The sequence below is a fragment of the Streptomyces sp. bgisy130 genome (assembly GCF_057708345.1).
This window is the reverse complement of record NZ_JBYISA010000056.1, coordinates 1-24479: the sequence shown is the minus strand read 5'-3', so window position 1 is coordinate 24479 and position 24479 is coordinate 1. Positions and strand designations below refer to the sequence as shown.

29 protein-coding genes and 1 riboswitch are annotated in these 24479 nt (G+C 71.2%); of the genes, 17 read left to right on the top strand and 12 right to left on the bottom strand.

Features of this window, described 5'->3' with window-relative positions:
* Positions 1–71: 71 nt before the first annotated feature.
* The 5 genes from AC3EUV_RS35840 (at position 72) to AC3EUV_RS35820 (ending at position 4579) form a co-directional block, all read left to right on the top strand.
* Positions 72–1310 (top strand): DUF1727 domain-containing protein, encoded by a 1239-nt coding sequence (locus tag AC3EUV_RS35840; RefSeq protein WP_432144621.1) that lies wholly within the window; start codon positions 72–74, stop codon positions 1308–1310.
* A gap of 26 nt (positions 1311–1336) precedes the next feature.
* Positions 1337–2065, top strand: a complete 729-nt coding sequence (locus AC3EUV_RS35835; protein ID WP_432144620.1) for a type 1 glutamine amidotransferase — start codon at positions 1337–1339, stop codon at positions 2063–2065.
* A 143-nt stretch (positions 2066–2208) separates the two neighbouring features.
* The gene (locus AC3EUV_RS35830; RefSeq protein ID WP_432144619.1) at positions 2209–3234 is read left to right on the top strand and encodes a 6-phosphofructokinase; all 1026 of its coding nucleotides are present in this window, start codon (positions 2209–2211) and stop codon (positions 3232–3234) included.
* 117 nt (positions 3235–3351) lie between these two features.
* Complete coding sequence (locus AC3EUV_RS35825) at positions 3352–4311, top strand: cytochrome c oxidase assembly protein (RefSeq protein ID WP_435604717.1); 960 nt, start codon at positions 3352–3354, stop codon at positions 4309–4311.
* Between the two features lie 109 nt (positions 4312–4420).
* Positions 4421–4579 carry a hypothetical protein gene (locus AC3EUV_RS35820; RefSeq protein WP_327223108.1) on the top strand — a complete coding sequence of 53 codons (159 nt, stop codon included), beginning with the start codon at positions 4421–4423 and terminating at the stop codon, positions 4577–4579.
* Between the two features lie 22 nt (positions 4580–4601).
* On the opposite strand, the gene AC3EUV_RS35815 is transcribed toward AC3EUV_RS35820, so the two are convergent.
* Positions 4602–5018 carry an SSI family serine proteinase inhibitor gene (locus tag AC3EUV_RS35815; protein WP_432144617.1) on the bottom strand — a complete coding sequence of 139 codons (417 nt, stop codon included), beginning with the start codon at positions 5016–5018 and terminating at the stop codon, positions 4602–4604.
* A 206-nt stretch (positions 5019–5224) separates the two neighbouring features.
* Positions 5225–5908 carry an RlpA-like double-psi beta-barrel domain-containing protein gene (locus AC3EUV_RS35810; RefSeq protein WP_432144616.1) on the bottom strand — a complete coding sequence of 228 codons (684 nt, stop codon included), beginning with the start codon at positions 5906–5908 and terminating at the stop codon, positions 5225–5227.
* Between the two features lie 355 nt (positions 5909–6263).
* On the opposite strand from AC3EUV_RS35810, the gene AC3EUV_RS35805 reads away from it, so the two are divergent.
* From AC3EUV_RS35805 to AC3EUV_RS35795, 3 genes are all read left to right on the top strand, one after another.
* On the top strand, positions 6264–6998 hold the full coding sequence (locus tag AC3EUV_RS35805; RefSeq protein WP_432144615.1) for a lysophospholipid acyltransferase family protein: 735 nt from the start codon (positions 6264–6266) through the stop codon (positions 6996–6998).
* 89 nt (positions 6999–7087) lie between these two features.
* Positions 7088–8143 (top strand): NAD-dependent epimerase/dehydratase family protein, encoded by a 1056-nt coding sequence (locus AC3EUV_RS35800; RefSeq protein WP_432144614.1) that lies wholly within the window; start codon positions 7088–7090, stop codon positions 8141–8143.
* Between the two features lie 95 nt (positions 8144–8238).
* A complete protein-coding gene (locus tag AC3EUV_RS35795) occupies positions 8239–9063 on the top strand; it encodes a TIGR02452 family protein (protein WP_432144613.1) in 825 nt (274 codons plus the stop codon).
* A 141-nt stretch (positions 9064–9204) separates the two neighbouring features.
* Here the strand turns inward: AC3EUV_RS35795 and AC3EUV_RS35790 are convergent, their stop codons facing one another.
* Positions 9205–10842: an alpha/beta hydrolase gene (locus AC3EUV_RS35790; RefSeq protein ID WP_435604716.1), complete on the bottom strand. Its 1638-nt coding sequence runs from the start codon at positions 10840–10842 to the stop codon at positions 9205–9207.
* A 624-nt stretch (positions 10843–11466) separates the two neighbouring features.
* Here AC3EUV_RS35790 and AC3EUV_RS35785 point away from each other — a divergent pair.
* The 4 genes from AC3EUV_RS35785 to AC3EUV_RS35770 all read left to right on the top strand — a co-directional run bounded on the left by AC3EUV_RS35785 (position 11467) and on the right by AC3EUV_RS35770 (position 13738).
* Positions 11467–11850, top strand: a complete 384-nt coding sequence (locus AC3EUV_RS35785; protein WP_042158216.1) for a hypothetical protein — start codon at positions 11467–11469, stop codon at positions 11848–11850.
* 43 nt (positions 11851–11893) lie between these two features.
* Complete coding sequence (locus AC3EUV_RS35780) at positions 11894–12745, top strand: hypothetical protein (RefSeq protein ID WP_432144611.1); 852 nt, start codon at positions 11894–11896, stop codon at positions 12743–12745.
* A gap of 70 nt (positions 12746–12815) precedes the next feature.
* Entirely contained in the window at positions 12816–13196 is a 381-nt protein-coding gene (locus AC3EUV_RS35775) for a roadblock/LC7 domain-containing protein (protein ID WP_042158214.1), read from the top strand.
* Positions 13197–13363: 167 nt separating this feature from the next.
* The gene (locus tag AC3EUV_RS35770; RefSeq protein ID WP_432144610.1) at positions 13364–13738 is read left to right on the top strand and encodes a roadblock/LC7 domain-containing protein; all 375 of its coding nucleotides are present in this window, start codon (positions 13364–13366) and stop codon (positions 13736–13738) included.
* Positions 13739–13780: 42 nt separating this feature from the next.
* Here AC3EUV_RS35770 and AC3EUV_RS35765 read toward each other — a convergent pair whose 3' ends face one another.
* The 6 genes from AC3EUV_RS35765 to AC3EUV_RS35740 all read right to left on the bottom strand — a co-directional run bounded on the left by AC3EUV_RS35765 (position 13781) and on the right by AC3EUV_RS35740 (position 18431).
* On the bottom strand, positions 13781–14617 hold the full coding sequence (locus tag AC3EUV_RS35765) for an urease accessory protein UreD (protein ID WP_432144609.1): 837 nt from the start codon (positions 14615–14617) through the stop codon (positions 13781–13783).
* Positions 14614–15309, bottom strand: a complete 696-nt coding sequence (ureG, locus tag AC3EUV_RS35760) for an urease accessory protein UreG (RefSeq protein ID WP_435604715.1) — start codon at positions 15307–15309, stop codon at positions 14614–14616. The genes AC3EUV_RS35765 and ureG overlap by 4 nt, the downstream gene beginning before the upstream one ends.
* Positions 15310–15371: 62 nt before the next feature.
* Positions 15372–16046: an urease accessory protein UreF gene (locus AC3EUV_RS35755; protein WP_432144607.1), complete on the bottom strand. Its 675-nt coding sequence runs from the start codon at positions 16044–16046 to the stop codon at positions 15372–15374.
* 40 nt (positions 16047–16086) lie between these two features.
* Positions 16087–17808, bottom strand: a complete 1722-nt coding sequence (locus AC3EUV_RS35750; protein ID WP_432144606.1) for an urease subunit alpha — start codon at positions 17806–17808, stop codon at positions 16087–16089.
* The gene (locus tag AC3EUV_RS35745) at positions 17801–18112 is read right to left on the bottom strand and encodes an urease subunit beta (protein ID WP_432144605.1); all 312 of its coding nucleotides are present in this window, start codon (positions 18110–18112) and stop codon (positions 17801–17803) included. The genes AC3EUV_RS35750 and AC3EUV_RS35745 overlap by 8 nt, the downstream gene beginning before the upstream one ends.
* Positions 18113–18128: 16 nt before the next feature.
* Positions 18129–18431, bottom strand: a complete 303-nt coding sequence (locus AC3EUV_RS35740; protein WP_432144604.1) for an urease subunit gamma — start codon at positions 18429–18431, stop codon at positions 18129–18131.
* Between the two features lie 519 nt (positions 18432–18950).
* Between AC3EUV_RS35740 and AC3EUV_RS35735 the strand changes: the two genes are divergently transcribed.
* The gene (locus tag AC3EUV_RS35735; RefSeq protein WP_432144603.1) at positions 18951–19895 is read left to right on the top strand and encodes a M28 family metallopeptidase; all 945 of its coding nucleotides are present in this window, start codon (positions 18951–18953) and stop codon (positions 19893–19895) included.
* Between the two features lie 38 nt (positions 19896–19933).
* Here the strand turns inward: AC3EUV_RS35735 and AC3EUV_RS35730 are convergent, their stop codons facing one another.
* Positions 19934–20248 carry a type II toxin-antitoxin system Phd/YefM family antitoxin gene (locus AC3EUV_RS35730; RefSeq protein WP_432144602.1) on the bottom strand — a complete coding sequence of 105 codons (315 nt, stop codon included), beginning with the start codon at positions 20246–20248 and terminating at the stop codon, positions 19934–19936.
* Between the two features lie 60 nt (positions 20249–20308).
* On the opposite strand from AC3EUV_RS35730, the gene AC3EUV_RS35725 reads away from it, so the two are divergent.
* From AC3EUV_RS35725 to AC3EUV_RS35715, 3 genes are all read left to right on the top strand, one after another.
* Entirely contained in the window at positions 20309–20944 is a 636-nt protein-coding gene (locus AC3EUV_RS35725) for an ATP-dependent Clp protease proteolytic subunit (RefSeq protein WP_432144601.1), read from the top strand.
* Between the two features lie 6 nt (positions 20945–20950).
* Positions 20951–21259 (top strand): hypothetical protein, encoded by a 309-nt coding sequence (locus AC3EUV_RS35720; protein ID WP_432144600.1) that lies wholly within the window; start codon positions 20951–20953, stop codon positions 21257–21259.
* Positions 21260–21548: 289 nt separating this feature from the next.
* A riboswitch (cyclic di-AMP (ydaO/yuaA leader) is annotated at positions 21549–21733 on the top strand.
* 4 nt (positions 21734–21737) lie between these two features.
* The gene (locus AC3EUV_RS35715) at positions 21738–22211 is read left to right on the top strand and encodes a C40 family peptidase (protein WP_432144599.1); all 474 of its coding nucleotides are present in this window, start codon (positions 21738–21740) and stop codon (positions 22209–22211) included.
* An 87-nt stretch (positions 22212–22298) separates the two neighbouring features.
* On the opposite strand, the gene AC3EUV_RS35710 is transcribed toward AC3EUV_RS35715, so the two are convergent.
* Positions 22299–22958, bottom strand: a complete 660-nt coding sequence (locus tag AC3EUV_RS35710) for a LysE family translocator (RefSeq protein ID WP_432144598.1) — start codon at positions 22956–22958, stop codon at positions 22299–22301.
* Positions 22959–23029: 71 nt separating this feature from the next.
* On the opposite strand from AC3EUV_RS35710, the gene AC3EUV_RS35705 reads away from it, so the two are divergent.
* Entirely contained in the window at positions 23030–23947 is a 918-nt protein-coding gene (locus AC3EUV_RS35705; protein WP_435604714.1) for a LysR family transcriptional regulator, read from the top strand.
* A 31-nt stretch (positions 23948–23978) separates the two neighbouring features.
* On the opposite strand, the gene AC3EUV_RS35700 is transcribed toward AC3EUV_RS35705, so the two are convergent.
* Entirely contained in the window at positions 23979–24407 is a 429-nt protein-coding gene (locus AC3EUV_RS35700; protein WP_387240918.1) for an ATP-binding protein, read from the bottom strand.
* Positions 24408–24479 lie beyond the last annotated feature (72 nt).

Sequence of the window (24479 nt, the reverse complement as noted above, 5' to 3'; positions counted from 1 at the left end):
CGGCTGCGGAGGAGGCGTTCCACGGCAGCCCCACGGCAGGCGGGCGCCGGATGCAAGGAGGATCAAAGACGATGGCAGGCAACACGGAGCCGCTGTCGCCGCGGGCCAAGCTGGCCGTGACGGCAGGCAAGGCCGCGGCGGCGGTATCGCGCGCGGCGGGCCGCGGCAGCGGATCGGTGATCGGTGGCCGGGTGGCGCTGAAGCTCGACCCCGACCTGCTGGCGCGGCTGGCCCGGCACCTGGACGTCATCCTGGTGTCGGCGACCAACGGCAAGACGACCACGACGCGGCTGATCGCGGAGGCGCTGCGGGCCAGCGGCCCGGTGGTCTCCAACGCGCTCGGCGCCAACATGCCGGCCGGTATCACGTCCGCGCTGGCCGGTGGATCGGACGCCCGCTACGGCGTCATCGAGGTGGACGAGAAGTACCTCGCCGGTGTCGCACGCGATACGACGCCGAAGGCCATAGCGCTGCTGAACCTCTCCCGCGACCAGCTCGACCGCGCCGCGGAGACCCGGATGCTGGCCGAGCACTGGCGGGAGGGGCTGTCCGGCTCCAAGGCGCTGATCATCGCCAACGCGGACGACCCGCTGATCGTGTGGGCGGCCTCGTCGTCCTCGAACGTGGTCTGGGTCGCCGCCGGGCAGGAGTGGAAGGACGACGCCTGGTCCTGCCCCTCGTGCGGTGGTGTGATGCAGCGGCCGGGCGAGGACTGGTTCTGCGGCGAGTGCGGCTTCCGCCGTCCGACGCCCAGCTGGGCGCTGTCCGGCGATCATGTGCTCGACCCGCACGGCAGCGCGTGGCCGATCAAGCTTCAGCTGCCGGGGCGCGCCAACAAGGCGAACGCGACCACGTCCGCCGCGGTCGCCGCCGCCTTCGGGGTGCCGCCGCAGGTGGCCCTGGAGCGGATGTACTCGGTGCAGGCGGTGGCCGGGCGCTATGACGTGGTCACGTTCATGGAGCGGGAGCTGCGGCTGCTGCTGGCGAAGAACCCGGCAGGCTGGCTGGAGACGTTCTCGCTGATCGACCCGCCGCCGACCCCGGTGATCATGTCGGTGAACGCGCGCGGCGCGGACGGCACCGACACCTCCTGGCTGTGGGACGTCGACTACACCCGGCTGGCCGGGCACCCGATCTTCGTGCTGGGCGACCGCAAGCTGGACCTGGCGGTGCGGCTGGAGGTCGCGGGCCTCGACTTCCAGGTCTGCGAGAGCCTCGACGAGGCGGTGCAGCTGGCGCCGCCCGGCCGGATCGAAGTCATCGCCAACTACACGGCCTTCCAGGACCTGCGCCGACGGGTGGGCAACTGACGATGCGCGGACAAGGACGAGCGAGCATGAGTGACAACAGCCTGCGTCTGGTGTGGATCTACCCGGACCTGCTGAGCACGTACGGCGACCAGGGCAACGCCCTGGTGGTGGAGCGGCGGGCGCGCCAGCGCGGTCTGGACGTCCAGCGGCTGGACGTACGGTCCGACCAGCAGATCCCCACCTCCGGCGACATCTATCTGATCGGTGGCGGCGAGGACCGGCCGCAGCGGCTGGCCTCCGAGCGGCTGATCCGCGACGGCGGGCTGAGCCGCGCGGTCTCCAACGGCGCGATCCTGTTCTCGGTGTGCGCCGGCTACCAGATCCTGGGCCACGAGTTCATCAATGACCTCGGCGAGCGGCAGCAGGGTCTGGGGCTGCTGGACGTGGTGAGCACCCGCGGCGAGGCCGAACGCTGCGTCGGCGACGTACTCGCCGATATCGACCCGCAGTTGGGGCTGCCGCCGCTGACCGGCTTCGAGAACCACCAGGGCGTGACGCATCTGGGCAAGACCGCCCGGCCGTTCGCCAAGGTGCGCTTCGGCAAGGGCAACGGCGTCGGCGACGGCTACGAGGGCGCGTGGAACGACACCGTCTTCGGTACGTACATGCACGGTCCGGTGATGGCGCGTAATCCGCATATCGCCGACCTGCTGATCAAGCTGGCGCTGGATGTCAACGCCCTGCCGCCGGTGGACGACCAGTGGTACGAGGCGCTGCGCCAGGAGCGGATCGCCGCGGCGACCACGCCCGCCTGAGCGCCACCGCGCCCATTCGTACGCCCGCAGTCTTGCACTGCGGGCGTACGTGTGCCGGGTGACCCCGCGCTTGTAGGGTGAGCGGAATCCAACCGGACGACGGGGTCCGGGCCCCCGGTTGAGTTGCAGAGGGTTTTCGAGCAATGCGTATTGGTGTCCTCACCTCCGGCGGCGACTGCCCCGGACTGAACGCCGTCATCCGGTCCGTCGTCCACCGCGCCACCGCTGATCACGGCGATGAGGTGATCGGCTTCCGCGATGGCTGGAAGGGCCTGCTGGAGTGCGATTACCGCAAGCTCGACCTCGATGCCGTCGGCGGCATCCTGGCGCGCGGCGGCACCATCCTCGGGTCGTCCCGGGTGCAGCCCGCGCATCTGCGGGACGGTGTGGAGCGGGCCCGCGGCCATGTCGCCGAGCTGGGCCTCGACGCGATCATCCCGATCGGCGGCGAGGGCACGCTGAAGGCGGCGCGGCTGCTGTCGGACGCCGGGCTGCCGATCGTGGGCGTGCCGAAGACCATCGACAACGACATCGCGGTCACGGATGTGACGTTCGGCTTCGACACCGCGGTGGGCGTCGCCACCGAGGCGCTGGACCGGCTCAAGACCACCGCCGAGTCGCACCAGCGGGTGATGATCGTCGAGGTGATGGGACGGCACACCGGCTGGATCGCGCTCCACTCGGGCATGGCGGCCGGTGCGCACGCGATCGTGGTGCCGGAGCGGCCCTTCGACATCGAGGAGCTGACCGCGCGGGTCTCCGAGCGGTTCGAGGCGGGCAAGAAGTTCGCGATCGTGGTCGTCGCCGAAGGTGCCAAGCCGCGCGAGGGCACCATGTCCTTCGATGTCGGCGGCAAGGACATGTACGGGCACGAGCGGTTCGCCGGGGTCGCCCGGCAGCTGTCCGTGGAGCTGGAGGACCGGCTCGGCAAGGAGGCGCGTCCGGTCATCCTTGGGCACGTCCAGCGCGGTGGCACCCCGACCGCGTACGACCGGGTGCTCGCCACCCGCTTCGGCTGGCACGCCGTCGAGGCCGCGCACCGCGGGGACTTCGGGATGATGACCGCGCTGCGCGGCACCGACATCACGCTGGTGCCGCTGGCCGAGGCCGTGGAGACGCTCAAGACGGTGCCCGTGGAGCGCTACGACGAGGCCGAGTGCGTGCTGTGACCCCGATGCCCCCGGCGCGATAGTTCCGCGCTGCACGAACCGCCCCCGGCCGCTCCCGTGGCCGGGGGCGGTTCTACTCTTGTCGCCGGAGCATTGGTACGAATCAGGAGCGAGCGGATGGATCACAGCGGGCACGGCATGGACGGCATGAACATGGATCTGCCGCCGTTCACGCTGGGGAGAGGCCTGGAGTTCGGTGGTGATCCGGTCTTTCTCGTCGGCTGTCTGCTGGGGCTCGGACTGTACGGCTGGGCGGTGATCCGGCTGCGGCGCCGGGGGGACGCCTGGCCGGTGGGCCGGACCGTCGCCTGGGCCCTGGGCGTGGTCTCGGTGGCCCTGGTGATGTGCACCGCGCTCAATGACTACGGCATGGCGATGTTCAGCGTGCACATGGTCCAGCACATGGTCATCAGCATGCTCTCGCCGATCCTGCTGCTGCTCGGGGCTCCGATGACGCTGGCGCTGCGCGCCCTGCCCACCGCCGGACGGGGCCGCAAGGGGCCGCGCGAACTGCTGGTGGCGCTGCTGCACAGCCGCTACATGCGGATCATCACGCACCCGGCGTTCACCATCCCGCTGTTCATCGCGAGCCTCTACGCGCTCTACTTCTCCCCGCTGTTCGACTTCCTGATGGAGTCCCGGGCCGGGCACATCGGGATGATGGTGCACTTCCTCGCGGTGGGCCTGGTGTTCTTCTGGCCGATCATGGGCGTCGACCCGGGCCCGCACCGGCCCGGCTATGTGATGCGGATGCTGGAGCTGTTCGCGGGCATGCCGTTCCACGCGTTCTTCGGTATCGCGCTGATGATGGCCACCGAGCCGATGGTCGACACCTTCCTGAACCCGCCCGCCTCGCTCGGGATCGACGCGCTCTCCGACCAGTCGGCCGCCGGCGGGATCGCCTGGGCCTTCAGTGAGATCCCGTCCGTGGTGGTGCTGATCGCGCTGGTCTTCCAGTGGTACAAGTCCGAGGAGCGTCAGTCGCAGCGCGCGGACCGGGCCGCCGACCGCAACGGCGACAAGGATCTGGCCGACTACAACGCCTATCTCGCCTCGCTCAACGCCCGGGGGCAGTGACGGCGCGTCGCCACTCTGGCGGTACGGGCCGCGGCCGGGGACGATGGTCCCATGGCCGCGGCCCGCGTCGTTTCCCTCGGCGCCCGGCCGCCGTGAGGAGGGTGCGGGTATGCCCGGATCTGCGAAAACGATGGCCGTGTGCACGGTGGGCGGGCTGGTGGCGGCGACCGCTTACACCGTGGCGCTGGGCGCCAATGGCTGGGTCTGGTTCTCCTGGGTGGTGGTGGCGCTGGTGACGATCGGGGTGGTGGCCGCCCGGCCGGTCTGAGCCCGCCGGCGCGGGGCGCCGTTCAGAAGCGGAAGACGGCCCCGGTGGCGGAGTCCATCGTGCAGGCGTTGGGGAACTCCTTGCGCCAGTTGATGGGGACACCGCGCCAGGTGCCGGTCGCGGTGGCGGTGACCGGGTCGTACTCCCTGGTGCAGCTGTGCGGTTCGCCGGGCAGGGCGTCCATGTCCCCGCGGGCCCAGGTCAGCGCGTCGCAGGCGGCGCCCGCGTGCGGATGTCGGCGGTGGATGTCCGGGCAGCTGAGGCGCACCCCCCGGGTCCAGGTGTTGCCCGCGCCGGACATGGTGAGCACCAGGCCCTGGTCTCCGTCGGGCGCCGGCGGCTCGTCGGCGCCGGCCGGACCGGCGCAGAGCAGGGCGAGGGACAGGGTGGCAAGCGCGGTGGCGGGCAGGGCGGATCGGCGTCGACGGCTCACGGGCATCGCGGTCTCCTGGGAACGCTCGGGTGGGGTCACATGCGGGAGCCCGACAGGACACGCGGCGCCCGGCGGCCCCAGGGCACCTCGCCGCGCCCCGGCGGGCAAGCGGCCACGCCGTGAGGTCGCCCGTACGGCCTGCGGATGCCGTCCAGGAGAGAGGGTGGCCGGCAACGGAGGAGGCGGCTCCGCTGCCGGCCACCGGACCGGGGTTACCCCACGCGCTCGATGCGGGCGCGGCGGATCAGGAACTTGCCGTCCTCACGTACCTGCTCGAAGGCCGCGTTGTTGAGCAGCACACAGCTGCCCGACGCCGAAGTGACGGAGACGGTCGTCGACTTGTTGTTGTCCAGGTTGGTCACCTTCAGTTTGGTCCCGGTGGGGAACTCGCCGCTGGACGCCGCCGGTGCGCCGCCCTCGCCGGAGAGGGTCACCGTCGAGCCGGGGCACACCACATCGCCCTTGCCGTCCGGCGGGGCGGCGGAGGCGGACGCGTCATCGGACGCCGGCGGGTCGGCCGAGGCGGGTGGCTGCGCCGATCCGGACGGCTCCTGCGACGCGGACCCCGCACCGTCTGCGGGTGGCTGGTCCGCCGCCGGCGGGGCGCCCGCGTCCGCGCCCCCGTCCCCGGAACAGCCCGCTTCCCGCTGCTGCAACTGGATCTGTTTGATCACGGCTTCCCGGTTGGCGATCCGCGCCGCCGACTGGGCATCCGGATTGGCCTTCTGGTCGGCGATGAACTTCTGATTGTTGCTCAGCGCGGTGGCCAGTCCGTCGCATGCCGCCGACGCCTGGCTGGTGCCCGTGGTGACGATGGCGATACCGCCGACCAGTGCCGCGGCACTGACACCGACGATGATCTTCTGGCGCCGGCCGGCTTTCTTCTTGCGGGACATCCATGACTCCTGTCCTCGGCCCGGACCGTGGGGGTGGGCTCGGTTGCCGGACAGTACGGCGCGCCAACTCACCGCGGTTCAGGGCGAGGGGAAAGTTGTCCGCGGATGCCAAAGGGGGTACCGAAAGGTAACAAGCGGCATGCCGGTGCGGGTTCGGGCGTCTCTCAGCGTCCCGCCGGGGCCGTGGTGTGTCCACCGGAGCGGCCCGGCGGTGGGAAGGAGTCAGCATCGATCGGGCCGAAGGTGGTTACCCGCCGCGGCACTTGCCCATAAACTCACTGGCCGTCTCCGGGCCCGCTCGTCACCTGGGACGAGCTAGCCGCCCAGGCGGGCCGACGGATCAGGGAGCTGCGCTGTGCTCTATCAGGTGCTGAAGTACCTCCTTCTCGGGCCCTTGCTGCGGCTGGTGTTCCGGCCGCGGATCGAGGGGCTGGAGCATGTGCCGGAAGAGGGCGCGGCCCTCATCGCGAGCAATCATCTGTCATTCGCCGATCACTTCGTGATGCCGGCGATCGTGCCGCGCCGGGTGACGTTCCTGGCCAAGGCGGAGTACTTCACCGGGCCCGGTCTGAAAGGGCGGCTGACCGCGGCGTTCTTCCGGGGGGTCGGGCAGATTCCGGTCGACCGGTCCGGCGGCCGCGCCTCGCAGGCGGCGCTCTCCTCGGGGCTCGCGGTCCTGCGCAAGGGCCGGTTGCTCGGCATCTACCCGGAGGGCACCCGCTCGCACGACGGGCGGCTCTACAAGGGGCGTACCGGCGTCGCCTCGATGGCCGTCACCGCGGGGGTGCCGGTGGTCCCGTGCGCGATGATCGGCACGTTCGAGGCACAGCCGACGGGCCGGCGGCTGCCGCGCGCCATGCGGATCACCATCCGCTTCGGCGCGCCGCTGGACTTCTCGCGCTATGCCGGGCTGGCGGATGAACGCACCGCGCTGCGCGCCGTCACCGACGAGATCATGTACGCGATCCTCACGCTGTCCGGGCAGGAGTACGTCGACACCTACGCGGGCGAGGCCAAGGCCGAGGCGCAGGCACAGGCGCGGGCCCAGGGGCGGCGGGGGCACGGGGGCGGGAAGGGGTCCGCGCGCTGAGCGGCGGCGCGGGTCCGGCACCCGGGGCTGCCTTGCGCCGTGGGCGAACCGTGCGCCGGCCATGGTCTGACGGACCGTAGGGTCCCGGCATGACCTCAGGCAGCGCAGTAGTGATCGGGGCAAGTGGACAGATCGGGCGTGCGGCGGTGCGGGCCCTGGCGCGGGACGGCTGGGAGGTGCGGGCCGCGTCCCGGCACGGCGAGCGCGATGCCTCCTGGCCCGGGGAGGTCCGCTCGGTGACGATGGACCGGGAGGACGACGCGGCCCTGGCCGGGCTGATCGGCGAGGGCTGTGACGTGCTGCTGGACTGTGTGGCGTACGACGCCGCACATGCGGACCAGTTGACGGCCCTGGCGGACCGGATCGGATCGGCCGTGGTGATCTCCAGCTGCGCGGTGTACGAGGACGACCGCGGGCGCAGCTTCGCGACGATGGACGAACCGGACGGCTCCCCGGTCTATCCGCTGCCCGTCCAGGAGTCCCAGCCGACCGTGCCGCCCGGCGACAAGGACTACGGCACCCGCAAGGCCGCGCTGGAACGGACGCTGCTGGCGCAGGGTGACCGGTTGCCGGTGACGCTGCTGCGGGCCGTCGCCGTGCACGGCCCGTACAGTCCGCTGCCCCGGGAGCTGTACTTCGTCAAGCGGGTGCTGGACGGGCGCCGGGTGCGGGTGCTCGCGTACGGCGGCAACAGCCGCTTCCATCCGGTGCATGTCGACAACCTCGCGGAGCTGGTCCGGCTGGCGGCCCGCCGTCCCGGATCGCGGGTGCTCAACGCGGCCGATCCGCAGGCGCCGACGGTGGCCGAGATCTCGGCGGCGGTGGACGCGGTGATGGGCGCGCCGGAGAGCGAGATCGTGCGGGTGGAGGGTGCCCCGCCGTCTTCCGACGTGGGCGACACCCCCTGGTCGGTCCCCCATCCCCTCGTCTACGACATGACGGCGGCGGAGCGCGAGTTGGGCTATCGCGCGGTGACGACGTACGAGGAGTCACTTCCGGCGACGGTGGCCTGGCTGGCCGACCGGGTCAAGGGGCGGGACTGGTGGGAGCTGTTCCCGCGGATGGCCGGCTTCTCTCCGGACGAGAAGCTGTTCGGGTATGCGGCCGAGGACCGGTGGCTGGCGGGGCGGGGCGGGAACGGCTGAGGAGCGCGCCGGGCGGCCGGCGATATCCGTTCGCGGGCCGCGCGGCGGGCCCGTACCTTGATCGCTGTGAAGCAACGGATACGGGGGTGCCGACGATGAGCGCCCGACTGCGTGGCATGGCTCAGGAGACGGAACGGATCGTCGCGGCGGGTGCGTACCGCGCCCCGGGCGGACGGCTGGTGGAGATCGCGGCGGCGGTCGGACGGGCCCGGGCCGGCACCCGGCTGTACGGTCCGGAGCCGGTCGCCGTGGCGGGGCGGCCGCCGGGCGTGGACACGGTCTTCGAGGTGACGGGGGAAGGCAGTCTCACGGCGGGGCGGCGGCTGGCCGAGTCCGGCCCGGGCCCGCTCGCGGTGCTGAATTTCGCCTCGGCGCGCAATCCCGGCGGCGGCTATCTCAACGGCGCGCAGGCCCAGGAGGAGGCTCTGTGCCGTGGGTCGGCGCTCTACGCCTGTGTGCGCGAGGCCCCGGATTTCTACGCCGCCCATCGGGCCGATCCCAGCCCCTTCTACAGCGACCGGGTGATCCTCTCCCCCGGGGTGCCGGTGTTCCGCGACGACCGCGGCAGGCTGCTCGAGGTGCCGTACGAGGCGGGCTTTCTGACGGCCGCCGCGCCGAATGCCGGGGTGCTCGCCCGGCGCAGCCCGGCCGATCGGGGGCGGGTGCCCGCGGCGCTGGCGGTACGGGCCGAGCGGGTGCTGGAGGTCGCGGCGGCCGGCGGGCACCGTCAGCTGGTGCTCGGGGCCTGGGGCTGCGGGGTGTTCCGCAATGAACCAGCAGATGTGGCACGGGCGTTCGCGGCGGTGCTGCTGCCCGGCGGCCGGTTCTCCGGCTGGTTCGACCGGGTCGTGTTCGCCGTGCTAGACCGCCGGGAGGACTCCCCCACCCGGGCCGCCTTCGCCGAGGTCTTTCCGGCCTGAGCGCCGGAGCGGGGAGACGGGGAAACGGGGAGACGGGGAAACGGGCCGCAACGACAGGGGCGGCCGGGAAGGTTCCCGGCCGCCCCTGCGTGCCGTCATGTGGTGCCGGCGCCGATCATGCCGGCATCCATGCCGTCATCTTCAGCGCACGGAAGGCAGGTCCAAGCCCCCCACGAGGGACTTCGCCGCCGACAGCTTGCTGGGCTCGGGCGTGGCGTGCGGGGCGCAGGTCACGTCCTTGGCGTCGGTCTTTCCGGACAGGAAGTAGGCATCGACGCGGTCGTTGATGCAGGGGTTGACCTGACCGGTGACACCGTGCGATCCGGCGTCCCGCTCGGTGATCAGACGGGAGCCCTTGAGGCGACGGTGCAGCTCGACCGCGCCGCCGTAGGGGGTGGCCGCGTCGCGGACGCTCTGCACGATCAGCACGTTCGGCAGACCCTTGCCGGTCTTGACGTCGACCGGCCGCTGCTGCTTGACGGGCCAGGTGGCGCAGGGCAGGTTCATCCAGGCGTTGGACCAGGTCATGAACGGTGCCCGCTGGTGGATGCGGGTGTTGTCGCGGTCCCACTTCTGCCAGCTGGTGGGCCACTTGGCGTCGGTGCACTCGACGGCCGTGTAGACGGCGTTGCCGTTCTCCGAGGCGATGTTGCCCGCGGTGTCCTTGAGGTTCGGACCGGCGTTCTCCACCAGCGGCTTGCTGTCACCGGCGAGGTACGCGCTCCAGACCTCGGCGACCGAGGCCCACATGGAGTCGTAGTACGGGGCGTTCTGGAAGAACCCGGTCAGCTCGGCGGGGCCGACGACTCCACCGACGGGCTTCTTCTTGGCGGTCGCCCGCAGCTTCTCCCAGGCCGCCTGGACCTTCTGAGGGGTGTTGCCGATGTGGTAGGTGGCGTCGTTCTTGGCCACCCACTTCTTCCAGTCGCCCCAGCGGGTCTCGAACGCGAGATCCTGGTCGAGGTTGGCCTGGTACCAGACCTTCTCGCGGGACGGGTCGACGACGCTGTCGACGAGCATCCGGCGGACGTGCCCGGGGAACAGCGTCGCGTAGACCGCGCCCAGGTAGGTGCCGTAGGAGACGCCCAGGTAGTTGAGCTTCTTCTCACCGAGCGCGGCACGGATCACGTCCATGTCGCGGGCGGTGTTCGGGGTCGTCATGTACGGCAGCAGACGGCCGCTGCGCTCGGCGCAGCCGTCGGCGTACTGCTTGGCGAGCTTGCGCTGGGCGCGCTTGTCCGCCTCGCTGTCCGGTACCGGATCGGCCTTGGGCGCCTTGACGAACTCCTGCGGGTCCATGCAGGAGATCGGCGCGGAGTGGCCCACGCCGCGCGGGTCGAAGCCGACGAAGTCATACGCCTTCGCGGTCTTGGCCCAGAGCGGGTTCTTGGTGGTGATGCGGGTCGGGAACTTCATGCCCGAACCGCCGGGGCCACCGGGGTTGTAGAGGAGGGAGCCCTGGCGCTGTTCCTTGCCGCCGGTGCTCAGCGCACGGTCGACGGCGATCTTGATGGTGCGGCCGTTCGGCCGGGCATAGTCGACCGGGACGGTGACATAGCCACACTGGACCGGCGACTTGAGGCCCCAGTCCGCGGGGCAGTCCTGCCAGTCGATGCCCTTCTTGGCTGCGCGCGCGGCGGCGGTGGCGACACCGCGTGCTTCGGCCGAACCGCGCTGGTGCTGCTCACCCGCCTGGGCGGGCGTGGCGGTTATTGCTCCGGCGAGAAGCGCGCCGGAGACCAGAGTTCCGGCGGCGCCGAGCGCTGCTGTTTTTCTCACGTGGTCAATTCCCCCTGCATGGTGCGCCACTTGTGGCGGCGTTGATCACAGGCTTACAGGGGGATCCTGTCGTGCGCCGTCCCCTCCTGAACAGGTTTGGCCCACACTTCTTTACCAACCTGTAGGTTTCTTGCCTCGCCGCAGACGCCCACCGGGCTCATACCGGCCGTCCGGCCACGCCTTCCGGACGCCTCCGCACCCGGCGGTGCAGACCCCGGCGCGGGCGGACTGCCGGCGAACGGCCGGACCTCGCAGCGGAACCTCACCATTCCGGCCAAGGCCCGCCGCCCCATCACGAACTTTCCCCCGCCACGCGAACCCCGTAGTGGCATCCTCAACTTGGTCCGTACTTACGACAGTTGCCCGAAAGAGACGGCGAACCCGCAGGCCGGGCGGCCCGGCGGGGCGCGTGGCACGGTGGACGAGCTGTCGGAGTGCGGTACGGCGCGATGGCCGCCAAGGGGGCGTGCAGGGGCGAGAATACGTCAATTGCCGTAGACCTGCCCCACAGGCATGTGCCAGCCGCACAGCTTCAGTAACCTTCCGTGAAGGCTCTCCCACTCACTGCCACGGGAGGGCTTCGGCGTTTTCGCGCTGTCAGAGCCGTCGCGAAGGAGATCCGAAGTGCCGGGTATCGATCAGGTGTTGTCCCAGGCAATGGGGATCCCGGGCGTTCTGGGCGCCGGACTGATCGACTGGACCAGTGGTCTCACACTCGGCACGGCGGGCCAGGCGCCGCACGGCGATCATGACGCGGCCGCCGCCGACACCGCCGAGGTGGTGCAGGCCGTGGCGCGCAACGCCACCTTCGACACCTCGGGCGCCGGCGGCCCGGCCCTGGAAGACCTGATCATCACGGCCGAGAGCAGCTACCACCTCATCCGTTTTGTGCACACGGCCTTCGACAGTCAGACCTACCTCTACCTCTGGCTGGACCGCACCCAGGCCAATCTCGCCGTCGCGCGGCTCAGGCTGCGCGATCTGGCGGCGGAGCTGGTCGCGCCCTGAGCACGCGCTCCGCCACACCGCACGCACGCTAAAGGAACCAGCCATGGGCCTGCCCATATCCCCTCCCCCGCCCGCACCGGCAGGGCTGCTCGACCGGTGCGCCGCCGAGCGGGTCACCGGCGCCCTCCGTGGTCCGCACGGCTGCTTCTACCTCCTCGACGGCGCGGTCTACTGCATCGAGGGCACCGCCGCCCCCGGTCTCGACATCCGCCTCATCGCGGCCGGCAAGGTACCGCCACAGGGCTGGCAGTACGCCGTCGAGCGGGCGGGGCCACAGCAGCAGGGCGCGCAATACCTGGTCAGCGAGGGCTGGTTGACCCAGAGCGAACTGGAGATATGCCATCTCGCCGCCCTGCTCGACGCGGCGTTCTTCGCCCTGCCGCTGCCGCCCGAGTCCACCTCCTTCACGCCCGGGTCCGCCCACTGGCTGGGTGTCGTACGGCCGATCAGCGCCGGCGCACTCCAGCAGGCGACGGCCCGCCGCCGGGCACTGCTCGACCGGCTCCACCCGTGGGCGGCGGTCGACTCCTCCCCCGTCATACCCGTCCGCCGCACCTCGGCCGCCCCCACCACGGGCCGGCAGCGGCGGCTGCTCGACCGCGCCGACGGCCGGCTCACCCCGCAGGAACTGGCCCGGCTGCTGGGCCAGTCCGCGTTCGCGACCCTGCTCGACATCCGCCGTCTGGCCGCCGCCGGTCTCGTCCAGCTGCCTACGGCGCCGACGGCGCTTCCCCGGCGCCGACCCGGCGCCTGCCTGGACGGGCCCGCCGCCCCCGCCGCGGAAGGACGCCCGACCCCGACCTGGCAACTACCGGTTCCGGACCTCCTCGATACCGCCGATCCGGATATTGCCCTCCTTGTCCGACTGCGTACGGCGCTGGAGGAAAACCTGTGAGCCCTGACGCACGAAGACGGTGCACACCATGAGGCGCGTCATCGGAAAACGCGCCCGGAAAAGGAGACTGATGACGATCGAACCCCGGATACGGGATGAATTGCACACACTGCGCGATCAAGTGCGCCATTTCCAGGGCGGGATGGTCGCGAGTGTGGACGGCATGGTGATCGCGCACGATCTGCCGGATATCGAACCGGACGGTCTGGCCGCGCTCACCGCCGCCGCGATCGGCGTCGCCAAACGCCTCACCGAGGCGACCGGCCAGGGCGCCTTCGAGGAATCCCTGACCCGCGGTGCCACCGGCTACATAGCCGCCTATTCGGCCGGGCGCCGCGCGGTCCTGACGGCCGTGGCCAGCACGGACACCAATGTGGGGCGGCTCCATCTCCAGGCCCGGAAGGCCGCGGAACGCATCGGCGCCCTCGTGGACGCGGCGCCCCACCGATAAGAGCACACCCCGACACGACAACGCCCCCAACCGTCCCCGCACACACGCAGAAAACCCCCGGAACGCCGGACACCTCGAAGCCCCGGAACCGCTGAACACCGGGACCGGAACCGCTGAACTTCAGTACCGCTGAAACACCGTCAAGAAATCGAAAGGTCTGACCCCTCATGGCTCAAATGGAATCCGCTCTCGCCGACGCGATGTCGACCATCGAGGGCGCGGTCGGCGTCGCCCTGGTCGACTACACCAGCGGTATGGCGCTGGCCACCCTGGGCGACAATCAAGCACTGGACCTCAATATCGCGGCGGCCGGCAATACCGATGTCGTACGCGCCAAGATGCGCACCATGGAGATGCTGGAACTCCAGGGCGCCATCGAGGACATGCTCATCACCCTGACCGCGCAGTACCACATCATCCGCCCGGTGACAGGAAAGAACGGCGGCGGGCTCTTCCTCTATCTGGTGCTGGACCGCAAGCGCGCCAATCTCGCACTCGCGCGGCACCGTCTTGCCCGGCTGGAGTCCGACCTGGAGGTCTGAGCCGGGCCGCCCCGCCACACCGCCGCCGTCGCCCTGCCGCCGTCACTCGACGGCGGCGCTCCGGGCGGCCTCGTCCAGGAGGCGCCGCAGCCGGAGCGCGTCCGGGGCGACGGCCGTGGCCAGGGCCGCGGGACCGGCGAGCGGTGCCAGTACGCCCTGCCCCGCGCCGTCGCCGGACCGCTCCCCCACCGCGCCGCCCAGCAGCCGCACCTCGGCCGGACACTGCGTGAACTCCGGCCGCACCACGAGGAGTTGGCCGAGGGCGCGGTGTCCGTCCAGGACGGCCGAGGTGTCCCAGCCGGGGGCGCCGGGCCCGTACGCCGTCTCCTGGTCGAGCAGGGTCCGGCCGCCCCGGCGGACGACGATCCGGCTGCGCAGCGCCCCGGTCTCCTCGCCGCTGCGGCCCAGGACCTGCTCCTCGCGCAGTACCAGGTGGGCGGTGGGGGCCAGTTCGACGGTGGTGGTCATCCGCAGGGCGCTGCCGGCCGCGGAGATCAGCGGTTCGGGCAGCCAGTCGAGCCGGGCACCGTCGCCCACCGTCAGCCGTACGTCGTAGGTGGCGTGGTCGGCCGTGCGGCCGGGCAGCGCGACGGTCGCGGCGGCGGCCGTGAGGTGCAACGCGGCGCCCGCCTCGGCGGTGGCTTCGATGGCCAGCCGGTCGCCGCCGAGAGGGGCGCTCATGGCGCCCACGACACAGACCCGGGCCTGCCCGCCGGACCCGCGCACCCGGCGCAGCGCGAACGGGCCGTCGCCTTCGAGGACCGGCAGCCGGGTGGTGCCGCCCTCCTCGTCGACCCGCGCGACGATGCGGGCGGTGGCGCGCAGACCGGCGGCCGGAGCGGCGGCGGTCTGCGGCGGTGTGCGGAGCGCGGTGGTCACGCCGGGCCCGCGGCCCAGTCGGCCAGCCGCTCGCGGACCCACTCCGCCACGGGTTGGACGCCGTTCACCGATTTCAGCGCGGTGAAGACGACCGGCAGCTCGCCGCGCTGGGCCTTGGCGTCGCGGGCCATGCCTTCGAGGTCGACGCCCACGTAGGGGGCGAGGTCGGTCTTGTTGACGACGAGGAGGTCGGAGGTGGTGACGCCGGGTCCGCCCTTGCGGGGGATGTCATCACCGCCGGCGACGTCGATGACGAAGATCTGGGCATCGACCAGGCCCTTGGAGAAGGTCGCGGTGAGGTTGTCGCCGCCGGATTCGACCAGCACGAGGTCCAGCGGGCCGACCGCCTCCTCCAGGTCCTCGACGGCTTCGAGGTTGGCGGAGATGTCGTCGCGGATGGCGGTGTGCGGGCAGGCGCCGGTCTCGACGGCGGAGATCCGCTCGGTGGGCAGCACCGCCTCGCGGAGCAGGAATTCGGCGTCCTCGCGGGTGTAGATGTCGTTGGTGACGACGGCGATGGACAACTGGTCGCGCAGGGCGCGGCAGAGCGCAGCGACGGTGGCGGTCTTGCCGGTGCCGACCGGACCTCCCAGCCCGATGCGCAGGGCCCGCCGGGTGCCATCCGGCCGTACGGGCCCGGGCGCGCTGTAGGTGTAGCGCTCGGGGAAGGTGTCCTTGTGGTCGAGGTGCATGGTCACTCCGGTGGTGGGTGCGGCCGCGGGCGGTGGTGGAGTCCGGCAGAAGGGCCGGCGGGTCAGGAAGCGAAGAGGCGTACCGGCCAGGCGGCGTGCTGCTGGGCGGTGATGTCGAGCAGCGGCGCGGAGGCCGCGGGCAGTGCGTCGACACCTTCGGAAGCGACCCGCCGCGCGGCCTCGGCGCCCTGTTCCGCGACCCGGTCGAGGTCGGCGGTGAGGCGGGCGAGCACGGCGGTGGCGTCGAAGGGGTCCAGGCTCAGCAGCCGGACCGCCGCGGTGGCCGGGCCGCTGATGCTCTCGTAGGCGACGGCGTACGCGGCATCGAGCGGCGGCAGACCGGCGGACCGGGCGGCCAGGCCGAGGACGACGGGCTGGTGGGCGCCGCGGGGGCGGGCCGTGGCGAGTGCGTCGAGTGCGGCGCTCGGCCAGGTGGCGCGGGCCGCCCGCATCATCTGCCGGCCGAGCCGCCGGGCGACCTGCCGCAGCGCCGGGACGGGCGTCCGGGCGTCGGCGGCGTCGTCGAGAAGGAGCGGGTCGTGGCCGGCCGCGGCCGCGGCGGCGAGGCCCGCGGCGACCAGGCCCGCGGTGTGCAGCCGGCCCCGGCAGAAGCTCTCCAGGGTGGCGGCGTCCTTGATGCGTCCCGCGGCGACGGCCGGTTCGGCGCCGCCCGAGTGGGCGTGACCGCCGGCGGGGAACCGGCCGTCGGCGAGGACGAGCAGCGCTGCGCGGCTCATCGGTGGTACGTGTCCTTCGTCGGGGTGCTCATGGGTGCCCTCAGAAGAGGAAGTACCGCTGGGCCATGGGGAGTTCTGCGGCGGGGCGGGGCTCGACCACTTCGCCGTCGATGGTCACGGTGAAGGTGTCCGGGTCGACCTGGACGCGCGGCAGGGCGTCGTTGTTGCGCATATCGGCCTTGGTGATGCCGCGGGTGCTGTGGATCGCCTCGTAGGACTTGCCCAGTGGGAGTCGCTCGGGGAGGCCGTCCTCCAGGGCCTGCGGGGCGACGAAGTTGACCGAGTTGCTGCCCGGGGCCCGGCCGGTGGCGCCGAACATCGGGCGGGGCAGGACCGGCTGCGGCGTGGGGATGGAGGCGTTGGCGTCGCCCATCTGCGCATAGGCGATCTGGCCGCCCTTGATGACCAGCTGCGGTTTGACGCCGAAGAACGCCGGGTCCCACAGGACGAGGTCGGCGAGCTTGCCGTCCTCGACGGAGCCGACGAGATGGTCGATGCCCTGGGCGATGGCCGCGTTGAGGGTGTACTTCGCGACATAGCGGCGGGCCCGGTGGTTGTCCGCGCCGCCGTCGCCGGGCAGCGCGCCGCGGCGCCGCTTCATGACATGCGCGGTCTGCCAGGTGCGCAGCACGACCTCGCCGATCCGGCCCATGGCCTGGGCGTCCGAGGCCATGATCGAGATGGCGCCGAGGTCGTGCAGGATGTCCTCGGCGGCGATGGTGGAGGGCCGGATCCGGGACTCGGCGAACGCCAGGTCCTCGGGGACCGCGGGGTTCAGGTGATGACAGACCATCAGCATGTCGAGGTGTTCCTCGATGGTGTTGACGGTGTGCGGCCGGGTGGGGTTGGTGGAGGCGGGCAGTACGTTCGGCTCGGAGACCATCGCGATCATGTCGGGGGCGTGGCCGCCGCCGGCGCCCTCGACATGGAAGGCGTGGATCGAACGGCCCGCGATGGCGGCGAGGGTGTCACCGAGGAAGCCGGCCTCGTTGAGGGTGTCCGTGTGGATCGCGAGCTGTGCGCCGCTCTCCTCGCAGACGGTCAGACAGGCGTCGAGGACGGCGGGTGTGGCGCCCCAGTCCTCGTGGATCTTGAAGCCGAGGATCCCGGCCCGTAGTTGGTCGCGCATGGACGCGAGGGAGGTGGTGTTGCCCTTGCCGAGCAGGCCGACATTGACCGGGAGCGAGTCCATCGACTCCAGCAGCCGGGCGACATGCCAGGCGCCGGGGGTGATGGTGGTTGCCTTGCTGCCCTCGGCCGGTCCGGTGCCGCCGCCGATCATCGTGGTGACACCGGAGGCCAGCGCCTCGTCCGCCTGCTGCGGGCAGATGAAGTGCACATGGGTGTCGATGGCACCGGCGGTGAGGATCTTGCCGTTGCCCGCGATGACCTCGGTCTCCGGGCCGATGACCAGGTCGGGGTGGACGCCGTCCATGGTCTCGGGGTTGCCGGCCTTGCCCAGGGCGGTGATCCTGCCGTCACGGATGCCGACGTCGGCCTTGACGATGCCCCAGTGGTCGAGCACGACCGCGCCGGTGATGACGGTGTCGGGGGTGCCCTCGGCGCGGGTGGCGCGGGACTGGCCCATCGATTCGCGGATCACCTTGCCGCCACCGAAGACCGCCTCGTCGCCGGCCCGGCCGGGGCCGCCCGAGCGGTCCTCGGTGATCTCGATGACGAGGTCGGTGTCGGCGAGCCGGATGCGGTCGCCGGCGGTCGGGCCGAAGAGGTCGGCGTACGCCTGGCGGGTGAGTTCAGCCATCGAGGGTTCCTCCGGTCTCGCCCCGCAGGCCCATGACGATGCGCTTGCCCCCGAGGGGGACGAGTTCGACCTCGGTGGGGATGCCGGGCTCGAAGCGCACGGCGGAGCCGGCCGGGACGTTCAGCCGCTTGCCGTGCGCGGCCGCGCGGTCGAAGTCGAGGCCCGGATTGGCCTCGGCGAAGTGGTAGTGGGAGCCGACCTGGACGGGGCGGTCGGCGGCGTTGAGGACGGTCAGCCGCGTGCGGGGCATGCCTTCGTTGAGGCGCACCGGCTCGTCGGCGTGGAGGATCTGGCCCGGGATCATGTTCCGCGCTCCCCGTTCAGTTGATGGGTTCGTGAACGGTGACGAGCTTGGTGCCGTCGGGGAAGGTGGCTTCGACCTGTACGTCGTGGATCATCTCGGGGACGCCGTCCATGACCTCGTCGCGGGTGAGCACCTTGCGGCCGGAGGACATCAGCTCGGCGACGGAACGGCCGTCCCGGGCGCCTTCGAGGATGTGCACGGTGAGCAGCGCGATCGACTCGGGATGGTTCAGCTTCACCCCCCGGGAGCGGCGCTTTTCAGCCACGTCTGCCGCCACATGAATCATCAGGCGCTCCTGTTCATGCGGGGTCAGTTGCATACCTTCCACCTCACAGTCTTCCCACCCGGACTCATTCGCCCAGGTCACAGGCGTGGGAACACCTGTGACGCCAGATGTATCACGCAGCAATTAAAGGAGGAGCAAACCGACTTTCAGCACTTGGCCATCAAGCGCCCCACGCCAGGAGGCTAGTTCGGCGGGATTTCAGCGGCGTTACAACCAGGGGCCTGTCGACACCCCTTCTTACGCCCGGCGTAACGCGGCGTTATCACCGCCCGTTACGCCACGACCACCGTCTCCCCTGGCGGCTGCCGGCCCGTCACCTCACGGGCCGCACCGGCAAGGTGCTGGCGCATTCCACCCCTTGCGCCCGCCGGGACCCACGGAACAGATGGCAGCCAGGCGCCATGAATCGCCACTATCGGCGCAAACCAGAACCGGCTCGCTCGCCGAACACGACTGTCCGGTATGCGCTCTTGACGGTTTGCAAAGTGATCGCAATTCTCATGTGCGCGTCAAACAGCTCCATCCCCCCACACCAGTATCGGAGCAAACACCGTGACTCGTTCCAAGCGAATACGCCGGACCGCGCTGGCCACCGGCGCCGTCGCCGCCGTTGCCGCCACCGTCTTCACCGCGGCCGGCGCCTATGCCGGGACCGCGCCGGCGGCCGCCCCGGACATCGACGTCAAGTCCGTCAAGGCCGACCTGGACCAGCTCCAGTCGATCGCCGACGCCAACGGCGGCAACCGCGCCCACGGCCAGCCGGGCTACAAGGCGTCCGTCGACTTCATCAAGGGCAAGCTCGACAAGGCCGGATTTACCACCAAGGTCGAGGAGTTCGACGGCGGCGGCACCAAGGGCTACAACCTGGTCGCCGACTGGAAGGGCGGCGACGAGAGCAAGACCGTGATGGCCGGCGCCCACCTGGACTCGGTCTCCGAGGGCCCCGGCATCAACGACAACGGCTCGGGTTCGGCCGGCATCCTCGAGGTGGCGCTCGCCGTCGCCAAGGCGGATCTCAAGCCCACCAAGCACCTCCGGTTCGCCTGGTTCGGCGACGAAGAGGACGGCATGGTCGGCTCGCAGGCCTACGTCGACAAGCTCGGCGCCGACAAGTCGAAGATCGACTCCTATCTGAACTTCGACATGATCGGCTCGCCGAACCCGGGCTACTTCGTCTACGACGACGACACCCGCCTGGAGAAGGTCTTCAAGGACTTCTTCGCCAAGAAGAACATCGCCACCGAGAAGGAGACCGAGGGCGACGGCCGCTCGGACCACGCCTCCTTCAAGGACGCGGGCATCGCCGTCGGCGGCCTCTTCTCCGGCGCCGACTACAAGAAGACCGAGGAGCAGGCGAAGAACTGGGGCGGCGAGGCCGGCAAGGCCTTCGACGCCTGCTACCACCAGTCCTGCGACACCACGAAGAACATCGACGACAAGGCGCTGGACAACAACACCGACGCCATCGCCCATGCGCTGTGGGAGCTCAGCTCCTGAACCACCCGCGCCCCCGCACGGTCAGCACGCGCTGACCGTCAGCTCTCGCGACCCGGCCGCCGGTCCCCGGCAGCCGGGTCGCGGTGTTCCGCGGCGATCCCGAACCGCCGCCGTTCGCCCGGAGCGGACGGGAGCTGCCGCACGGTGGAGACCGTGCTGATCACCTGCTCGTCCTCCGCACCCTGCGCGCGCCGCCCGAGCTCCTCAAGAAGCTCCAGGTCAGCGGCGGATACCAGCGCCACCAGCGGTTTGCCGTGCCGGGTGACGACCACCCGCTCACCGCCGTAGACAACGCGGTTGATCAGATCCGCCAGCTCCGCCCGGGCTTGCGTCACCGGAATTTCGTAGGCCATGCTCCCATTCTAACTGGACGTACATCCTGTACATTTTTTACAGAGAGAGGAGCACACCTCATGCTGCGACCGATGGCCCGCTATGTCCTTCCCGAGTTCACCGAGCGCACGTCCCAGGGGACGCGCACCATGGACCCGTACTCCAAGCTGCTCAGTGAGCGCATCATCTTCCTGGGCACCCCGGTCGACGACGCCTCCGCCAATGACGTGATGGCGCAGTTCATCCACCTCGAACACGCCGCGCCCGAACAGGACATCTCGCTCTACATCAACTCCCCCGGCGGCTCCTTCACGGCGATGACCGCCATCTACGACACGATGCGCTTCGTGTCGTGCGATGTGCAGACCATCTGCCTGGGGCAGGCCGCCTCCGCCGCCGCGGTACTGCTCGCCGCCGGCACCCCCGGAAAGCGGCTGGCCCTGCCCGGCGCCCGGATCCTGATCCATCAGCCGTCGCTCCACGAGCCCGTCCAGGGCCAGGCCACCGATCTCCAGATCCAGGCCGAGGAGTTGCTGCGCACCCGCGACATGCTGGAGCGGATGCTGGCGGAGCACACCGGACAGCCCCGGGAACGGATCGCCGCCGATATCGAGCGCGACAAGATCTTCGACGCTGAATCCGCCCGGGAGTACGGCCTGATCGACGGGCTCACCCGTCAGCGCAAGCAGTCCGTCCCCCAACTCGGCGCACGGTGAGCCCGGATGCTGCTGCCGGAACTGCCGCCGCTGCCCGCCCTGACACGGGCCGAGGGTGAGCTGATCGACCGCTACCTGGAGGTGCTCGACCTGCTGGGCAGGATCAACCCGGCCCGGGGCGGCGACACCTACACCGGACTGCGGGCCGCCCAGGCGCTGGTCGGCAAGGCCGCCGGACTGCGCGACGCGCTGACACTGATGCACGACCGGGGCGAGAGCGAACTGCACCGCGAGACCTTGACCCGGGCGCTGCGGGTACTGGAGGGCGAACGCCGGGCCGGGCTCGTGACGATGCCGCCGGCCACGGAGAGTTGACACGACACGCACACGGAGCTGCGCATACGGCGTAGCGTCCGGACCCGATGTGAGGAGGCGACGAATTGCGCGGGGAGACGCAATTCCTTGGACCTCTGATGTTTCGCCCCTGGTCCAGGGGGTGCGGCGCCCCGCGCCAAGGCACTTGAGGGAACAAAAGTAACCATTCAGGCGAAGTGTGACGCATGTCACATACGGCATTTTCAGCTCGGAATTCTGGTGGCGGGTGCGTGACGATCCCTTCGACGGCAAGACCCCGCCACAGCGACGGGGCGGTCCGGACGGGCGCCTAATCCCGCCGCCGTACCGGATGTCAGGTCGACGTTGTGGACCGGCGGGAGCGGAGGACCCGAGCAAGACGGGGTCCCGGCCTCAGGGCCGAGACTCCTTGGGGTGAAGCCGTACGCACGGCCGGGCATCTTCGCCTGCCCGAACCCGACAGGTCTTCCTTCGCAGGCGGCTGACGAAGGGTTTGCGCATGACTGTGCGCACGCAGACGCCGAATCTGCTGGCACGTGCCGGCACCGTCACCGCTCTGACGCTGGTCACCCTGGGCGGGACGACCCTCGCCCCAGGAGAGGCCGGGAACGCCGAAGCCGCCTCCGTGTCCGCCTACGCGCTGCGGATCGCGGCCTCCAAGAGCGGCGCGCCCTACCAGTACGGCGCCCAAGGGCCGTACCGCTTCGACTGTTCGGGGCTGACGATGTACTCGTTCAAGCGCGCCGGGCGGGCCCTGCCCCGTACCGCCGCCGCACAGTACGTCCGCACCCGGCATCTCCCGGCCTCCCTGCGCAGACGCGGCGACCTGGTCTTCTTCCGTTCCGCAGGCGGCATTTACCACGTCGGCATCTACGCCGGCCGGGGCCGGATGTGGCATGCCCCCAAGGCCGGAAGCGTGGTGCGGCTGGAACGGATCTGGAGCGGCGCGGTGTCCTACGGACGGGTGGGCTGACCGGCATTTCGTCTCACGTGTGATCAATTGTCAGTGGGATGGGCTCACTTGGCCGGTGACCTCACCCCCCCTGCCCGTGCCCATCCTTCAGGCCAGCACGACCTCGATGAGCAGGATGCCGCCCAGCGTCGTGAGCAGCGTTCCGGTGACGGCTTCCAGGGCGCGGGTGACCCGGGGGCGGCGCAGCCAGCTGCCCAGGCGGTCGACCAGCAGCGCGACGGCGGGGAACCACACCAGCGCCATGGCGACGACCATCGTCGCGAGCAGGAGGGTGCGGGGCAGCGCGGGCTCGCCGGCCGGGACGAACTGCGGGAGCAGGCTGAGGAAGAGGACCGGGGCCTTCGGGTTGAGGGCATTGGTCAGGAAGCCCTGGCGCAGGCTCTGTGCGGTACCCAGGAGCGCGGGCGGGTGGCCGTCCTGGGGCGCGGGCGGGCCGGTCGTGGCCTCCTCGTGCGTCTTCCGGTGCCGGACGACCCCGAGCAGCGCGCCGACTCCCAGGTACAACAGGTAGAGCCCGCCCAGGAGTTGGACGGCGCCGAAGAGCGCGGGCACGGCGACCAGCACGGCCGCGAGTCCGGCGACCGCCAGTGCGGTGTGCACCAGCAGCCCGCCGGCCACTCCGACGGCGGCCGCGACCCCCGCCCGGCGCGAGTCGAGTGCGTTGCGCACCACGACCGCGAAGTCCGCGCCCGGCATGGCGACCATGCCCGCGGCGACTCCGGTGAAAGCGATCAGCTGTCCGTCCATGGGAGCAGTTTCGCTGGTCAGAGCCTTTAATAGGGAGTGGCAATGTTCTTGGGGAGCCTAAAGAGGTTCTTATGTACGACCCCACGCGGCTGGCCGCTCTGGTGGCGGTGGCGGAGGCCGGTTCGATCAGCAGAGCCGCCGACCGGCTGGGCTACACCGCGCCCGCGCTCTCCCAGCAGCTCGCCAAACTGGAGCGGGAGGCGGGGACGGCGCTGCTGGTGCGCCACCACCGCGGGGCACGGCTGACGGCCGCCGGTGAGCTGCTGCTCGTACGGGCCCGGCGGGTGCTCGACGAGCTGGATCAGGCGCGGCACGAGCTGTCCCGGCTGACGGGGCTGTCCGGCGGCCGGCTGCGGGTCGGCACGTTCATGACCGCCGGGACGCATCTGCTGCCGCCCGCGCTCAGCGCGTTCCGGCGGGCGCACCCCGATGTGGAGCTGAGCGTCACGGAGTACGTACCTCCGCAGGCCAGCGCGGCGGTGGCGCTGGGCGAGGTCGATCTGGCGCTGACGCACGAGTATGTGCCGGGCGAGGCGATGCCCCCGCCGGAGGGGGTGCGGCTCGAACCGCTGCTGACCGAGGAACTGGTGCTGGTCACCGCGCCGGGCCATGCCCTGTCGGCGGGCGCCGGACGTCTGCCGCTCGCCGAGCTGGCCGGTCAGCCGCTGGTCAGCATGGCGCCGGCCAACCCGAACCGGCGTGCCGTGGAGGCGGCACTGGCGGCGGCCGGGGCGAGTGTGGCGGTGCGCTGCGAGTCCCCGAGCTATGCGGTGGTCTGTGCGCTGGTGAGCGCGGGGCTCGGGGTGGCGGTGGTCCCGGAGATGATGGCGGAGGGCTCGCTGACGCCGCTGGGCGTCCGCCGGCTGGACCCGCCGGAGCTGCTCCGCCGGATCTCGGTGGCCTACCGGCCCGGCGGCGGGGCACCGGCCGCGGACACCTTGCGCGCCCTGTTGCGCGGGGCCTTCGCCCGCCACGCCCCCGCGCCGTAGCCCAACGGGTCGCCGGGTGCGGCGGAGGTCTTCAGCGGACGGCGTTCGGCCACGGCACGGTGATCCAGACGGTCTTCCCGCCGGACTCGGTGGGGACGACCGAGAGCCGGCCGCCGGCTTCCGCGGCGAGGCAGCGGATGATGACCAGGCCGCGGCCGTTGTCCTGCTGAACGGCGGCGGGCAGCCGGCGCGGGCGGCGGGGGTGGCTGTCGGTGATGCCGACCCGCAGCTGTTCGTCGCGTTCCAGCCGCAGCTCGACGGTGAAGTCCGGGGACCGGCCGAAGGTGTGCACGACGGCGTTGGTCGCGAGTTCGGAGATGATCAGACGGAGGGAGTCGGCGAGCGCGGAGTCGTCGGGCAGGCCCCATTCGGCGAGCACGGCGAGGGTGTGGCTGCGGGCGGTGCGGACCGAGGCGGGGGCGCTCGGCAGAGTCAGTGAGGATGCTTGGTGGTCTGCCATCGAGGCGCCGTCCCTTTCCCACCGAGGCCCGGCTCCGGTGCGCACCGGAGCCGGGATGCCGCTCCGGAAACC

Bases quoted from the DNA above. Each gene is read 5' to 3' on its own strand.
- AC3EUV_RS35810 (WP_432144616.1), bottom strand. From the start codon at position 5,908: ATGTCCCGCAAGAAGAAAGCCGGCCGGCGCCAGAAGATCATCGTCGGT.
- AC3EUV_RS35740 (WP_432144604.1), bottom strand. From the start codon at position 18,431: ATGCAACTGACCCCGCATGAACAGGAGCGCCTGATGATTCATGTGGCG.
- AC3EUV_RS35800 (WP_432144614.1), top strand. From the start codon at position 7,088: ATGACCTCAGGCAGCGCAGTAGTGATCGGGGCAAGTGGACAGATCGGG.
- AC3EUV_RS35815 (WP_432144617.1), bottom strand. From the start codon at position 5,018: ATGCCCGTGAGCCGTCGACGCCGATCCGCCCTGCCCGCCACCGCGCTT.
- AC3EUV_RS35840 (WP_432144621.1), top strand. From the start codon at position 72: ATGGCAGGCAACACGGAGCCGCTGTCGCCGCGGGCCAAGCTGGCCGTG.
- AC3EUV_RS35775 (WP_042158214.1), top strand. From the start codon at position 12,816: ATGACGATCGAACCCCGGATACGGGATGAATTGCACACACTGCGCGAT.
- AC3EUV_RS35780 (WP_432144611.1), top strand. From the start codon at position 11,894: ATGGGCCTGCCCATATCCCCTCCCCCGCCCGCACCGGCAGGGCTGCTC.
- AC3EUV_RS35750 (WP_432144606.1), bottom strand. From the start codon at position 17,808: ATGGCTGAACTCACCCGCCAGGCGTACGCCGACCTCTTCGGCCCGACC.
- AC3EUV_RS35825 (WP_435604717.1), top strand. From the start codon at position 3,352: ATGGATCACAGCGGGCACGGCATGGACGGCATGAACATGGATCTGCCG.
- AC3EUV_RS35705 (WP_435604714.1), top strand. From the start codon at position 23,030: ATGTACGACCCCACGCGGCTGGCCGCTCTGGTGGCGGTGGCGGAGGCC.
- ureG (WP_435604715.1), bottom strand. From the start codon at position 15,309: ATGCACCTCGACCACAAGGACACCTTCCCCGAGCGCTACACCTACAGC.
- AC3EUV_RS35730 (WP_432144602.1), bottom strand. From the start codon at position 20,248: ATGGCCTACGAAATTCCGGTGACGCAAGCCCGGGCGGAGCTGGCGGAT.
- AC3EUV_RS35830 (WP_432144619.1), top strand. From the start codon at position 2,209: ATGCGTATTGGTGTCCTCACCTCCGGCGGCGACTGCCCCGGACTGAAC.
- AC3EUV_RS35835 (WP_432144620.1), top strand. From the start codon at position 1,337: ATGAGTGACAACAGCCTGCGTCTGGTGTGGATCTACCCGGACCTGCTG.
- AC3EUV_RS35755 (WP_432144607.1), bottom strand. From the start codon at position 16,046: ATGAGCCGCGCAGCGCTGCTCGTCCTCGCCGACGGCCGGTTCCCCGCC.
- AC3EUV_RS35720 (WP_432144600.1), top strand. From the start codon at position 20,951: ATGCTGCTGCCGGAACTGCCGCCGCTGCCCGCCCTGACACGGGCCGAG.
- AC3EUV_RS35795 (WP_432144613.1), top strand. From the start codon at position 8,239: ATGAGCGCCCGACTGCGTGGCATGGCTCAGGAGACGGAACGGATCGTC.
- AC3EUV_RS35700 (WP_387240918.1), bottom strand. From the start codon at position 24,407: ATGGCAGACCACCAAGCATCCTCACTGACTCTGCCGAGCGCCCCCGCC.
- AC3EUV_RS35725 (WP_432144601.1), top strand. From the start codon at position 20,309: ATGCTGCGACCGATGGCCCGCTATGTCCTTCCCGAGTTCACCGAGCGC.
- AC3EUV_RS35715 (WP_432144599.1), top strand. From the start codon at position 21,738: ATGACTGTGCGCACGCAGACGCCGAATCTGCTGGCACGTGCCGGCACC.
- AC3EUV_RS35820 (WP_327223108.1), top strand. From the start codon at position 4,421: ATGCCCGGATCTGCGAAAACGATGGCCGTGTGCACGGTGGGCGGGCTG.
- AC3EUV_RS35710 (WP_432144598.1), bottom strand. From the start codon at position 22,958: ATGGACGGACAGCTGATCGCTTTCACCGGAGTCGCCGCGGGCATGGTC.
- AC3EUV_RS35745 (WP_432144605.1), bottom strand. From the start codon at position 18,112: ATGATCCCGGGCCAGATCCTCCACGCCGACGAGCCGGTGCGCCTCAAC.
- AC3EUV_RS35770 (WP_432144610.1), top strand. From the start codon at position 13,364: ATGGCTCAAATGGAATCCGCTCTCGCCGACGCGATGTCGACCATCGAG.